The organism is Streptomyces sp. NPDC060209, from assembly GCF_042728155.1.
In the GTDB taxonomy this organism is placed as follows: Bacteria; Actinomycetota; Actinomycetes; order Streptomycetales; family Streptomycetaceae; genus Streptomyces.
In genome coordinates, this window is sequence record NZ_JBHWZS010000002.1 from 88,484 (window position 1) to 100,654 (window position 12,171).

The window sequence follows — 12,171 nt, forward strand, 5'->3', positions numbered from 1 at the left end:
GGCGTCCGTGGCCCCTCGATTGTCGGCTCCCGCCGCGTCAGCCGCCGTACGGGTGCAGGGTCCTGGCCTCGCGCAGGGCGCGGCCCCACCAGACCAGCTGGTCGAGCATCCTCTTGGCCGCCCCGTCGGCCTGGGCCGAGTCCTTGGGCACCCCCCGGTCGTCGAAGAGGGCGCCCGCGTTGTGGAAGGAGACGGTGTCGCGCACGGAGACGGCGTGCAGTTCGGCGAAGACCTGGCGCAGGTGCTCGACGGCCCGCAGGCCACCGGAGATCCCGCCGTACGACACGAACGCGACGGGCTTGGCCTGCCATTCGGCGAAGTGCCGGTCGATGAGGTTCTTCAGCGGGGCCGGGTAGGAGTGGTTGTACTCGGGGGTCAGCACGACGAAGGCGTCGGCGCGCGCGAGTCGCGGGGTCGCCAGGGCGGCTCCGGTGGCAGGCGGCTCGGTCTCGGCGACATCGATCAGTTCGGTCTCGATGTCCGGGTGGCCGGCCGCCCGTCCGAGGAACCATTCGGCGACGACGGGCCCGAAGCGGCCCTCGCGGTTGCTGCCGAGGATGACGGCCACCTTCAGCGGGGCGTCGGACGGAGTGGGAGCAGGTGTGTCGATGTCCATGCACCGCAGACTCACACCTCAACCTAGATTGAGGTCAAGCGCCGTGTCGCGGCACCTACGCTGGAAGCCATGACGACATCCGCACCGGACCTCTACGTCGAGTTCGACGGGCACCCGGCCACCGAGGAGGATCTGCGGATCCCGGCCTTCGCGGGCTACGGCCATTTCACCGCGATGCAGGTCAGGGACCGCACGGTACGCGGCCTCGCCCTGCATCTGGACCGCCTGGACTCCGCGAACCTGGAACTGTTCGGAGCACCCCTGGACGGGGAGCGCGTGCGACGGCTGATCGGGCACGCGCTCGACGGCGCCGGCACACGGGACGCGTCGGTCCGGGTGCACGGCTTCATGCCGCCGGGCAGCGCGGCGACGGTACCGATGGTGACGGTGCGGGAGCCGGTCCGCGCGGACGGTGCGCCGCAGAGCCTGATGTCGGTCCCCTTCGCCCGCTCCGTGCCGCACATCAAGCGCCCCGGCGAGTTCGGCCAGACCTACTACGGGCAGCAGGCCAGGCGGGCGGGCTTCGACGAGGCGCTCCTGACCTCGCCCGCCGGCATGGTGACCGAAGGATCGATCACCAACATCGGCTTCTGGGACGGCACTTCGGTGGTCTGGCCGGACGCCCCGGCACTGACCGGCATCACCATGGCGCTGCTGGAGCGCGGACTCGCGCGGACGGACCGGCCCTCGGTGCGGCGCGGAGTGACGCTGGACGGGCTGGACGCGTACCGGGCGGCGTTCGTCACCAACTCGCAGGGCATCGCCCCGGTCCACCGGATCGACGACACCCTCTTCGCCGTCGACGAGGACCTGATGAAGCTGCTCGGCCGGGTGTACGAGGACGCCCCTCGCGAGCCCGTCTGACCTCCTCGACGTACGGGACCATGGGGACCATGCAGATCCATATCGAAGCCTCAGAACTCCCGGGCCGCACCTGCGGCCCTGACACCGACTTCGCCGGTTTCGACAACATTCACGTCGGCGTGCAGCGCAAGGACCGGCCCGACGAGCTGCTCGGCCTGCATCCCGGCGACGCGGCGGGGGCCTCCTGGACCCTGGACTGCACCGCCGTGTCCACCGCGGAGGGCATCGAGGTGTCGGGGCCGTACGTCCAGAACCGGCTCGGGGGACGCTTCGTCTATCTGTCCTGGGGCACCGTGGACGGCTCCGGCGCCTTCACCATGTTCCGCCGGGCCAAGCTGATGATGAGCGACATCGACCCGGAGGTGCTCCGGGCCGCCGCACGGACAGGTCACCTCACCGCGCGCCTGCGCCTGAGCGACGGCCGGGGGCAGCCGCGGTGCGCCCGTGTGCGCCCGCCGGACATCACCTGGTCCGCGACGGACGGGAGTGAACCTCGCGGGGCCTGAGTCAGGGGAGACATGACACCGCCCTCACCGGTCCCGGGGGGGGGTGGGCCGGTGAGGGCAGTTGCCGTGGGGCCGGCGGGGGGGCTGCCGTCCCGTGGGGGGGTAGGGACCGTGTGCCCGGTCCATCCGAGTCCATTCTTGTGACCTGCGTCACACTGATGGACCGGGAGGTCACCCGATCGGCACCGGGCGGACCCGGCGGTCTCCGCCACCGCCGCGACCTGCACGGGGCCGAGCGGGCGGGCGCGCTCCCCGGGTCCGTACGGGTGAAAGCTGACGATGCGTCAGCATGCGGCCGACGGGCCCGGCCCGTTACCTCGGAGGCAGGACACATCCGTCTGCCCGGAGGATTCCCATGCGTAGCCCTGCCCGCCTCGTGACCGGTACCGCCGCTGCGGCCCTCACCGCCGCCGCGCTCGGCCTCGCCACCCCGTACGCATACGCGGACGGCCTCGGCGGCCCGGAACTCACCGCCGCGACGGCCGCGCCCGGCGCGGCGGATTGCGGGCCCGAAGACACGGCAGGCACCCCGCCGGCGGCCTCCTGCGACAGCGGCGGGGTGGCGGCCGATGATCTGGGAGCGGCCGGGGAACTGGATCCCCTGGCGGGCCTGGAGGCCGAGGATCCGGCAGCGGTCGACGACCCTGACCCGGTCGACGGCCCGGAGGCGCCCGACGACCCGGCAGCGGTGTCGGGGCCCACCTGGCCGGAGACGGAGGAGGGCGGGGCGGGGACCGGTGACGAGGCCGGAACGGTCCAGCCGCCCGGGGTAGGCACGGGGACACCGCCCGGAACGGGAACCCGCCCCGAACCCGTGCCCTCGTCGGGGACCGACCCCGGATCCGCGAAGCCTCCCGTGCCCCCGGGGCACCGGCCCACGACCGCGCCCAGCCCCAGCCCCAGCCCCAGCCGACCCTCCGGGCACGTGGGGACGGGTGTCGGCGGCAGCGCCTCCCCCGATACCGCCCAGCTCGCCGCGGGCGCCGGCCTCGTCGGGGCGGCAGCCCTCGCCGGTGCCCTGCTGCTGCGGCGCCGCCGCACGTACGACTTCCGCCGCTGAAGGCGACCGGCAGGGGTCGGGACGTGGACAGGACGGCACTGAAGGCCAGGGCCTGGCTGGTGGGCATCGCCGCGCTGTGCGGGATATGGCTTGTCCACAACGGCGCGGCCACCCGCACCGTCGCCCCCCAGCCGTCCACCGCCGAGGCGTTCGCCGCGGGCCCCGAACCACGGCCCGGCACCCGGGTCGCCGACCCGCTGCGCCCCTCCGCGCCGGTCAGGATCCGCATCCCCGGCATCGGCGTGGACGCGCCCATGACGGGTCTCGGGCTGGGCGCGGACGGCAGCCTGGACGCACCGCCCGCCGGGAACCGCAACCTCGCGGGCTGGTTCGAGGACGGCACACCGCCCGGCGCCAAGGGCACGGCGATAGTCGCAGGCCATGTCGACAACGCGGAGGGGCCGTCCGTGTTCTACTCCCTCGGTTCCCTCAAGAAGGGCGCCGTGGTCGAGATCGACCGCGGGGACGGCCGCACCGCCGTCTTCTCGGTCGACGCGGTCGAGGTGTACGAGAACGACGAATTCCCGGACAAGCGGGTCTACGGTGCCACCCCGCACGCCTCGCTGCGGCTGATCACCTGCGGCGGCGGTTTCACCCGCGAGACGGGCTACCTGGGCAACGTGGTGGCGTACGCCCACCTCACGGAAGTGCGCTGATCAAGCCGTCCACTGGTCGAAGCCGAGCTTGGCGACCAGCGAGAACACCACGACCAGCAGGACCCCGCGGACGAAGTCGCTGCCCTTCCTGAGAGCCATCCGCGCCCCGAGCATCCCGCCCGCCAGATTGAATACGGCCATCAGGGCGGCCAGCTGCCACAGGACGGTGCCCTGGTAGGCGAACATCGCCAGCGCGCCGCCGTTCGTGCAGACGTTCACGATCTTGGCGTTGGCGGACGCGGTGACCAGATCGAGGTGGAGCACGGCGGTCAGCGCCAGCACCAGGAAGGTGCCCGTGCCGGGCCCGAACAGCCCGTCGTAGAAGCCGATACCGCCGCCGACCAGCACGATCGCGGTGACCGTACGGGCCCGGGTGACCTTCTGGCCCTTACCGTCGCCGGCCGCCGCCGTGCCGAAGGACGGCCGCAGCATCACGAAGGCCGCGACGGCGAGCAGCACCACCATGATCACAGGGCGCAGCACGTCGCTGCTGATGCCCGCGGCGAAGAAGGCGCCCGTCATCGATCCCACGAGCGCCATGAGCCCGATCCGCACGGCGGTCCCGACCCGCACCGGCGCCTTGCGTACGTAGGTCACGGCGGCACCCGACGTGCCGACGATGGCGACGGCCTTGTTGGTGCCGAGGATGTGCGCGGCCGGGACGTGCGGCAGGCCCAGCAGCAGGGCGGGCAGGAGGAGGAGCCCGCCGCCGCCCACCACGGCGTCGATCCAGCCGGCCGCCGCGGCGGCCAGACAGAGGAGGACCAGGGTGGTGAGGGTGATCTCAGGCATGCTCGCGACCTTAAGCAGGTGGTGGGTACACCGTCCAACCGGTTGTGTCCCCGCCCTCACAGAGGGCGTCGTGACGCGCTGAGCGCAAGGTTCCTCCCGGGAAACAGGAGGGATGCGGTCGGGTAACACCCGCCGCGCACTCTCATTGGCATGAGGACACAGACGGAGAACGCGGCGCGGGTGGTGGTGATCGGCGCCGGGATGGCGGGCGCACGGCTCGCCGCCCGGGTCCCCGGCGTCACCGTCATCGGCGAGGAGGCGCACGCCCCGTACAACAGGGTGCTGCTGGCCGAGGTGCTCGCCGGCCGGTACGAGCCGGACGTGATCGCGCTGCCGCCCGCCGAGGTGCGGCGCGGGGTGCGTGTCGTGCGGATCGACCGGGCGGAGCGCCAGGTGCTCTGCGACGACGGCAGCGTCATCGGCTACGAGCGCCTGGTGCTGGCCACCGGCTCCAACCCGGTGCTCCCGCCGCTGCGGGGCCTCGGCCACACGCTGCCGGACGGGGTGCATCCCTTCCGCACCCTCGACGACTGCCTGGCTCTGCGCGCCGCTGTCCGCCCCGGCGTACGCGCCGTCGTCATCGGCGGCGGGCTCCTCGGGGTGTCGGCCGCCCGCGCACTGGCCGAGTGCGGTGCCCAGGTGGTGCTGGCCCAGCAGGGCGAGCACCTCATGGAGCGCCAGCTGGACGCCGAGGCGGCCGGGATGCTGCGCCGTCACCTGGAGGCCCTCGGGGTCGAGGTGCACACCGAGTGCCGGGTGCGCGGGCTGCGCTGCACCGACGGGGACACACCGGCGGTGCGCGCCGTGGAACTCGCCGACGGCTACGAGCTGGAGGCCGAGATCACGGTGCTGGCCTGCGGGGTACGCCCCAGGGCGGGTCTGGCCCAGGCCGCCGGGCTCGAGGTCCGCAAGGGCGTCGTCGTGGACGACGAGCTGCGCACCTCGGACCCGTACATCCACGCGGTCGGCGACTGCGCCGAGCACGACGGGACGGTCTACGGGCTGGCGGGTGCCGCGCTCGAACAGGCCGACGTGCTGGCCGAGGTGCTGGCCGGACGCCCCGCCCGCTACGGAGGCACCAGGGCCCTGACGCGGCTCACCCTGCGCTCCCCCGCCTCCACCCCCGTCACTGCCGGAACCACCGGAGCCACCGTCGTCTCCGGGACGTCAGGAGGTCTCGACCTGGCCGCCTTCGGCGACTCCCGCCCGATGCCCGGCGACGACGTGATCCGGCTGGCCGACGCCACCCGGGGCGCGTACCGCACGGTCGTCGTCCGGGGCGACCGGCTGGCGGGCGGGGTGCTGTTCGGCGATCTCGCCGCGGTCGGCACCCTCGCCCGGACCTGGCAGGACGACGACCCCCTCCCCGCCGACATGTCCCTGCTCCACCTGCTCACCAACGACGGAGGCTTCTGATGCCGGTGTCCACTCCCCCGACCGCCCCCACCGCAGGCGTGCCGACGATCGTGGTCGTCGGGCACGGCATGGTCGGACAGCGGTTCCTGGAAGCACTCGCCGACCGCGGCCTGACCGCCGCCGCGGGCACCGCCAGGGTCGTCGTGCTCTGCGAGGAGCCCCGCCCCGCCTACGACCGGGTGCAGCTGACCTCGTACTTCTCCGGGAAGACGCCGGAGGACCTCTCGCTCGTCGAGCCGGACTTCATGGAGCGCCACGGCATCGAGCTGCGCGTCGGCGACCCGGCGGAGAGCATCGACCGCGAGGCGCGCACCGTCACCGCGCGCTCCGGGGAGACCTTCTCCTACGACACGCTGGTACTGGCCACCGGCTCGTACCCCTTCGTCCCGCCCGTTCCCGGCAAGGACACCGAGGGCTGCTTCGTCTACCGCACCATCGAGGACCTCCTCGCGATCGAGGAGTACGCGAAAACCGCGAAGACCGGCGCTGTCGTCGGTGGCGGGCTCCTCGGCCTTGAGGCCGCGGGCGCGCTGAAGGGTCTCGGACTCAGCACGCACGTAGTAGAGTTCGCGCCCCGGCTGATGCCGGTCCAGGTCGACGACGGCGGCGGCGCCGCGCTGCTGCGCACCATCGAGAACATGGGTCTCTCCGTCCACACGGGCGTCGGCACCCAGGAGGTCACCGCGGGCGAGGACGGCCGGGTCGACGGCATGTCGCTCTCGGACGGCTCCTCGCTCGCCACCGATCTCGTCGTCTTCTCCGCCGGTGTGCGCCCCCGGGACCAGCTGGCACGCGACTGCGGCCTGGCGGTCGGCCCGCGCGGCGGCATCATCGTCGACGAGGAGTGCCGCACCTCGGACAGCGACGTCTTCGCGATCGGCGAGTGCGCGCTGGCCTCGGACGGCCGGGTCTACGGGCTGGTGGCGCCGGGCTACGAGATGGCGGTCGCGGTCGCCGAGGTGATCGCGGGCAACGCGGCCTCCTTCACCGGCGCCGACCTCTCGACGAAGCTGAAGCTGCTCGGTGTGGACGTCGCCTCCTTCGGTGACGCGCACGGCGCGGCCGAGGGCTGTCTCGACGTCGTGTACGCGGACTCCCGCTCGGGTGTCTACAAGAAGCTGGTGATCGGCCAGGACGGCACGCTGCTCGGCGGTGTCCTGGTCGGGGACGCCGACCAGTACGGCACGCTGCGGCCGATGACCGGCACGGTCCTCCCCGTCGCCCCGGAGCAGCTGGTGCTGCCGGCCGGTGCGGGCGGCCCGGTCACCCTCGGCCCCTCCTCGCTGCCCGACGAGGCCGTGATCTGCTCCTGCCACAACGTGACCAAGGGCGCGATCTGCGAGCACACCACGCTGCCCGAGGTGAAGAAGTGCACCAAGGCCGGCACGGGATGCGGCAGTTGCGTCAAGGTCATCGGCCAGCTGCTGCCGCAGCCCGAGGACCAGGGGCTGTGCGGCTGCTTCGAGTACACCCGCAGCGAGCTGTACGAGATCGTCCGCACCCTCGGTGTCACGACGTACGCCGACCTCCTCGACTCGCACGGCCGCGAGGCGGCCCGTGGTGGTGACGGCTGCGAGGTCTGCAAGCCCACGGTCGGTTCGATCATCGCGTCGCTGGCCCCGACGGTCGGTGCGAGCGGCTACGTCCTGGACGGCGAGCAGGCGGCCCTCCAGGACACCAACGACCACTTCCTGGCCAACCTCCAGCGCAACGGCTCCTACTCGATCGTGCCGCGCATCCCCGGCGGTGAGATCACCCCGGAGAAGCTGATCGTGATCGGCGAGGTGGCCAGGGACTTCGGCCTCTACACGAAGATCACCGGCGGCCAGCGGATCGACCTGTTCGGCGCCCGCGTCGACCAGCTGCCGCTGATCTGGACACGCCTGGTGGACGCGGGCTTCGAGTCGGGGCACGCGTACGGGAAGTCGCTGCGCACGGTCAAGTCCTGTGTGGGGCAGACCTGGTGCCGCTACGGCGTGCAGGACTCGGTGAAGATGGCGATCGACCTGGAGCTGCGCTACCGGGGTCTGCGCTCGCCGCACAAGCTGAAGTCGGCTGTCTCGGGCTGCGCCCGCGAGTGCGCGGAGGCCCGCGGCAAGGACTTCGGGATCATCGCCACGGCCCAGGGCTGGAACCTCTACGTCGGCGGCAACGGCGGGGCCACACCGCGTCACGCGGACCTGCTGGCCCAGGACCTGTCCGATGCCGAACTGGTCCGTCTCATCGACCGGTTCCTGATGTTCTACATCCGCACGGCCGACCGGCTGGAGCGCACCTCGACCTGGCTGGACCGGATCGAGGGCGGCCTGGACCACGTACGGGACGTCGTCGTCCACGACTCGCTGGGGCTGTGCGACGAGCTGGAGCGGCTGATGGCCGACCACGTCCGCGGCTACCGCGACGAGTGGGCCGAGACCATCAACGACCCGGAGCGGCTGCGCCGCTTCGTCACCTTCGTCAACGCCCCCGACGCACCCGACCCCTCGGTCAAGTTCGTCCCCGAGCGCGACCAGGTCAAGCCCGACCTGGACATCCTCGCGGGCCCGGTGCTTGCCATCCGTACTCTTGAAGGGACTTCCTCCTGATGACGACCCAGACGATGGAAACGGCGCAGGACACCCGGACGATCCAGCTCGCGGACGGGGACGCCTGGCTCACGGTCTGCGACCGTTCGCTGCTGACCCCGGGGCGCGGTGTGGCGGCTCTCCTCCCGGACGGCCGGCAGGTCGCGCTGTTCGTGGACCGGTCGGGGCGCGCGTACGCGATCGACAACCGTGACCCGTTCACCGGTGCGTACGTCCTCTCCCGCGGCCTGGTCGGCTCCGCCGGGGGGCGGCCGTTCGTCGCGTCGCCGCTGCTGAAGCAGCGCTTCGACCTGGAGACGGGCGCCTGCCTGGACGACGACGACGTCACCGTGCCGGTCTTCTCGGTCCGCGCGGACTGACCCCGCCCCGTTCATGACACGTTGGAGCTCCGGCCACCACGCGCCTCTACTGTCCTGACGTTCGACCCGCCGGTCCGACCGGACCGGCGGGCCCGCACGTCACCCGTGGAGTGATCGTGGAACGTCGGACCTTCTTGCGCACAGCGGTGATCGGCACCTCGGCGGCGGCATTCGGCGGCACCCTGTGGCGGGGTGCCGCCTTCGCGGACCCGGCCCAGCCGGCCACAGGCCCCTACGGCGCGCTGCAGGCGGCGAACAGCAACGGCATCCTGCTGCCGAGCGGTTTCACCAGCAGGATCATCGCCCGCTCCGGGCAGACCGTCCCCGGCACCTCGTACACCTGGCACAGCGCGCCTGACGGCGGTGCCACCTTCACCGACGGCAGCGGCTGGATCTACGTCTCCAACGCCGAGGTGTCCGCGAGCAGCGGCGGCGGGGCGAGCGCGGTGCGCTTCAACTCCTCCGGGACCGTCACCTCTGCGTACCGGATCCTGTCCGGCACGAACACCAACTGCGCGGGCGGCCGGACCCCGTGGAACACCTGGCTCTCCTGCGAGGAGGTCACCCGCGGCTTCGTGTACGAGACCGACCCGTGGGGGGTGAACGCCGCCGTGCAGCGCCCCGCGATGGGCCGCTTCAAGCACGAGGCGGCGGCCGCGGACCCCGACCACGGCTACGTCTACCTGACCGAGGACGAGACGGACGGCCGCTTCTACCGCTTCCGCCCCACCACGTGGGGCAGTCTGTCGTCCGGCACGCTCCAGGTGCTGGTCGCGGGCACCGGCACCTCGGGCCCGGTGACCTGGACGACGGTCCCCGACCCGGACGGATCGCCCACCCAGACCCGCTACCAGGTCTCCGGCGCCAAGGTGTTCAACGGCGGCGAGGGCTGCTTCTACGCGGCGGGCACCTGCTGGTTCACCACCAAGGGCGACAACCGTGTGTGGGCGTACGACGCGAACGCCTCGTCCCTCTCACTCGTCTACGACGACTCGCTCGTCACGGGCGGCAGCGCCCCGCTGACCGGCGTCGACAACGTCACCCGCGCCGTCTCCGGTGACCTGTACGTCGCGGAGGACGGCGGGAACATGGAGATCTGCCTGATCACACCGGACGACACCGTCGCCCCGTTCCTGCGGATCAGCGGCCAGTCCGGCTCCGAGATCACCGGGCCGGCGTTCTCCCCGGACGGACGGCGCCTGTACTTCTCCTCGCAGCGCGGCACCAGCGGGAGCTCGTCGGGTGGCATCACCTACGAGGTGACGGGGCCGTTCCGCTCCTGACCCACCCCCGGGAGGCGGCGGTCGCGGCGCCGGTTCCGCGACCGCTGCCTCCCCGGGTCTCAGGCCTGGCCCTCGACCGCCGCCGGGTCCATCCAGACGACCTCCCAGATGTGGTGGTCGGGGTCCTGGAAGGAGCGGCCGTACATGAAGCCCTCGTCCATGGGGTCGTTGGCGGGCGACCCTCCGTTGGCCAGCGCGGTGTCGGCCAGCTCGTCGACCTTCTCGCGGCTGTCCGCGCTCAGCGCGATGAGGACTTCGGTCGTTCTGGAGGAGTCGGCGATCTCCTTCTTGGTGAACTCCTTGAAGCGGGGCTCGCTGATGAGCATGGCGAAGATGGTGTCGCTGATGACGAGACAGGCGGTCGTCTCGTCGCTGAACTGCGGGTTGAAGCCGAAGCCGAGCTTCGCGAAGAAGCTCTTCGTCGTCCCGAGGTCCTTGACCGGCAGGTTCACGAAGATCATCTGGGGCTGAGGCATGATGTTCCACTCTTCCGTCCGGCACTCTGCGGTGCTCCGGGCGCTCCGTACGAGCGCTTACGAGAGGTAGACGACGGGGCACCGCGAAACTCATCGCCGCCGGCCGGGCCGTTCCGGCGCCGCGGGCCTCAGGGCACAGCGAGCGGGGCTCCGCCCCTGATCAGGGCGGCGCCCAGCGGCGTGAGGGTGTGCAGGACCGAGCTGCCGTGGCGCAGGGTGCGGACCAGGCCGGCCTCGCGCAGCACGCAGGCGTGCTGGCTCGCCGAGGCGAGGGACACCCCGGTCCTGCGGGCCAGCTCGCTCGTCGTGCAGCCGTTGCCTATGGACCGCAGGACCGCCGAGCGCGTGTGGCCCACGAGCCGGCCGAGCCACGGGCCGGGCTCGGCGACGGCCGGGGCGCCGGGGTGGGTGACCGGGTAGACGAGGACCGGCGGGAGGGACGGGTCGCGGTAGACGACCGGGGTGCCCCGGCAGAAGAACGACGGCTGCAGGAGCAGACCCCGCCCGTCCAGGCGCAGTTCCCGGTCGACGGGATAGTCCGCCTCCAGCACGGGGGCACGCCAGCGGATCATCGGCGGCAGGGTGGCCAGGAGCTCGTCCGCGCCGCCGTCCAGCAGGGCGCGGCCCCGGACGGCCCGGTCGGCCTCGACGCTCGCCCGGATGTGCGGCCAGTACGGCTCGACCGCGGCGCGGTGGTATGCGCGCAGGGTGGAGATGAGGCGCCCCAGCGGCTCCGTACGCCCCTCTGCGAGCGCCTCCGGCAGCGCGGCGGCCGACGGGGGTCCGGCGGACGCCCTCCGCGCGAGGGGGGCATTTCGCGCCAGCAGTCCGAGCTCCTCCTGGATCCGATCCACCGGGGTGTCGCGCAGCGCCTCCATTCCGGCATCGAGCCCGAATGGCTCGGCACTCCCCTGAGAAGGCGTCAGGAAGTCGGGGAAATAGCCGCGGGGCGGAACGACCGTGGACAGCAGACGTGCTTCACCATTCAACCGGGTTCGGGATTCCTTCCGCCATTTCCCGAACACGGTGGAACCCCGCCGGTCCCTCAACCGGTGGAAACTGAGAATGGTTTCCCACATCGCGTCCGGCCTCGTGGCCATCCGCACGCGCGAAAGGTCCACCCCGGACACATGAATACGAAGCACCGAACCCCCACCTGTTGCACCCGCAATTGCCCCCGCCGAAGCGTATGCACAGCGTCACAGGAGGTCACCACGGGGTTTCGGCCACAGTTGAAATGTCTCGCCCGCATCCCCGCCACCCGAAAAGCTGTACGACGTCGGGTGCGTTACCGGAGTCACCGAAGAGCGGGTGAGGGCCGTGGGGGGCTTTGCCCGTTCGGCGGCGGTGAACGACGGTGCGGCTCCGTACCCGGCAGGGGTAAGCGGGTGCGGTCCAGGGGTGGGGATCCCTGGGCCGCACCCAGGCCGTTCGTCCCTGATTTGCGCACCGAACGGTGAAAAGCCAACCACCTCAAATGGTTCGCCGTTCAATTGACGAAGCGGCGGCACCCCCGCACAGGGTGCCGCCCCGTACCGGGTAACCCGCCCCCCCCGCG

At 72.1% G+C, this 12,171-nt stretch carries 12 protein-coding genes; 8 read left to right on the forward strand and 4 right to left on the reverse strand.

Annotated elements, in window-relative coordinates; translation table 11 throughout:
• Positions 1–37 precede the first annotated feature (37 nt).
• Positions 38–616, reverse strand: a complete 579-nt coding sequence (locus ACFWFI_RS00970; RefSeq protein WP_387383987.1) for an NADPH-dependent FMN reductase — start codon at positions 614–616, stop codon at positions 38–40.
• A 69-nt stretch (positions 617–685) separates the two neighbouring features.
• Between ACFWFI_RS00970 and ACFWFI_RS00975 the strand changes: the two genes are divergently transcribed.
• The 4 genes from ACFWFI_RS00975 (at position 686) to ACFWFI_RS00990 (ending at position 3,702) form a co-directional block, all read left to right on the forward strand.
• The gene (locus ACFWFI_RS00975) at positions 686–1,480 is read left to right on the forward strand and encodes an aminotransferase class IV family protein (RefSeq protein ID WP_387383989.1); all 795 of its coding nucleotides are present in this window, start codon (positions 686–688) and stop codon (positions 1,478–1,480) included.
• Between the two features lie 29 nt (positions 1,481–1,509).
• On the forward strand, positions 1,510–1,986 hold the full coding sequence (locus ACFWFI_RS00980) for a DUF5990 family protein (protein ID WP_387383991.1): 477 nt from the start codon (positions 1,510–1,512) through the stop codon (positions 1,984–1,986).
• A gap of 355 nt (positions 1,987–2,341) precedes the next feature.
• On the forward strand, positions 2,342–3,046 hold the full coding sequence (locus ACFWFI_RS00985) for a hypothetical protein (protein WP_387383993.1): 705 nt from the start codon (positions 2,342–2,344) through the stop codon (positions 3,044–3,046).
• A gap of 23 nt (positions 3,047–3,069) precedes the next feature.
• Positions 3,070–3,702, forward strand: a complete 633-nt coding sequence (locus tag ACFWFI_RS00990; protein ID WP_387383995.1) for a class F sortase — start codon at positions 3,070–3,072, stop codon at positions 3,700–3,702.
• Here the strand turns inward: ACFWFI_RS00990 and ACFWFI_RS00995 are convergent, their stop codons facing one another.
• Complete coding sequence (locus tag ACFWFI_RS00995; protein WP_387383996.1) at positions 3,703–4,494, reverse strand: sulfite exporter TauE/SafE family protein; 792 nt, start codon at positions 4,492–4,494, stop codon at positions 3,703–3,705. It lies immediately after the preceding gene.
• 150 nt (positions 4,495–4,644) lie between these two features.
• On the opposite strand from ACFWFI_RS00995, the gene ACFWFI_RS01000 reads away from it, so the two are divergent.
• The 4 genes from ACFWFI_RS01000 (at position 4,645) to ACFWFI_RS01015 (ending at position 10,137) form a co-directional block, all read left to right on the forward strand.
• Positions 4,645–5,910, forward strand: coding sequence for an NAD(P)/FAD-dependent oxidoreductase (locus ACFWFI_RS01000; protein WP_387383997.1), 1,266 nt, complete (start codon positions 4,645–4,647; stop codon positions 5,908–5,910).
• Positions 5,910–8,495: a nitrite reductase large subunit NirB gene (gene nirB / locus ACFWFI_RS01005; protein ID WP_387383999.1), complete on the forward strand. Its 2,586-nt coding sequence runs from the start codon at positions 5,910–5,912 to the stop codon at positions 8,493–8,495. The genes ACFWFI_RS01000 and nirB overlap by 1 nt, the downstream gene beginning before the upstream one ends.
• Positions 8,495–8,854, forward strand: a complete 360-nt coding sequence (gene nirD, locus ACFWFI_RS01010) for a nitrite reductase small subunit NirD (RefSeq protein WP_387384000.1) — start codon at positions 8,495–8,497, stop codon at positions 8,852–8,854. Before nirB ends, nirD begins: the two co-directional genes overlap by 1 nt.
• A 116-nt stretch (positions 8,855–8,970) precedes the next feature.
• Positions 8,971–10,137 (forward strand): alkaline phosphatase PhoX, encoded by a 1,167-nt coding sequence (locus ACFWFI_RS01015; RefSeq protein ID WP_387384002.1) that lies wholly within the window; start codon positions 8,971–8,973, stop codon positions 10,135–10,137.
• Positions 10,138–10,196: 59 nt separating this feature from the next.
• On the opposite strand, the gene ACFWFI_RS01020 is transcribed toward ACFWFI_RS01015, so the two are convergent.
• Positions 10,197–10,613, reverse strand: coding sequence for a VOC family protein (locus ACFWFI_RS01020; protein ID WP_387384004.1), 417 nt, complete (start codon positions 10,611–10,613; stop codon positions 10,197–10,199).
• A 128-nt stretch (positions 10,614–10,741) separates the two neighbouring features.
• The gene (locus ACFWFI_RS01025; protein ID WP_387384006.1) at positions 10,742–11,758 is read right to left on the reverse strand and encodes an ArsR/SmtB family transcription factor; all 1,017 of its coding nucleotides are present in this window, start codon (positions 11,756–11,758) and stop codon (positions 10,742–10,744) included.
• Between the last annotated feature and the right edge of the window lie 413 nt (positions 11,759–12,171).

What these genes read in the sequence shown, in the direction of transcription:
- ACFWFI_RS00970 (WP_387383987.1), bottom strand. Translation starts at nt 616, where the DNA reads ATGGACATCGACACACCTGCTCCCACTCCGTCCGACGCCCCGCTGAAG.
- ACFWFI_RS00975 (WP_387383989.1), top strand. Translation starts at nt 686, where the DNA reads ATGACGACATCCGCACCGGACCTCTACGTCGAGTTCGACGGGCACCCG.
- ACFWFI_RS00980 (WP_387383991.1), top strand. Translation starts at nt 1,510, where the DNA reads ATGCAGATCCATATCGAAGCCTCAGAACTCCCGGGCCGCACCTGCGGC.
- ACFWFI_RS00985 (WP_387383993.1), top strand. Translation starts at nt 2,342, where the DNA reads ATGCGTAGCCCTGCCCGCCTCGTGACCGGTACCGCCGCTGCGGCCCTC.
- ACFWFI_RS00995 (WP_387383996.1), bottom strand. Translation starts at nt 4,494, where the DNA reads ATGCCTGAGATCACCCTCACCACCCTGGTCCTCCTCTGTCTGGCCGCC.
- ACFWFI_RS01000 (WP_387383997.1), top strand. Translation starts at nt 4,645, where the DNA reads ATGAGGACACAGACGGAGAACGCGGCGCGGGTGGTGGTGATCGGCGCC.
- nirB (WP_387383999.1), top strand. Translation starts at nt 5,910, where the DNA reads ATGCCGGTGTCCACTCCCCCGACCGCCCCCACCGCAGGCGTGCCGACG.
- nirD (WP_387384000.1), top strand. Translation starts at nt 8,495, where the DNA reads ATGACGACCCAGACGATGGAAACGGCGCAGGACACCCGGACGATCCAG.
- ACFWFI_RS01020 (WP_387384004.1), bottom strand. Translation starts at nt 10,613, where the DNA reads ATGCCTCAGCCCCAGATGATCTTCGTGAACCTGCCGGTCAAGGACCTC.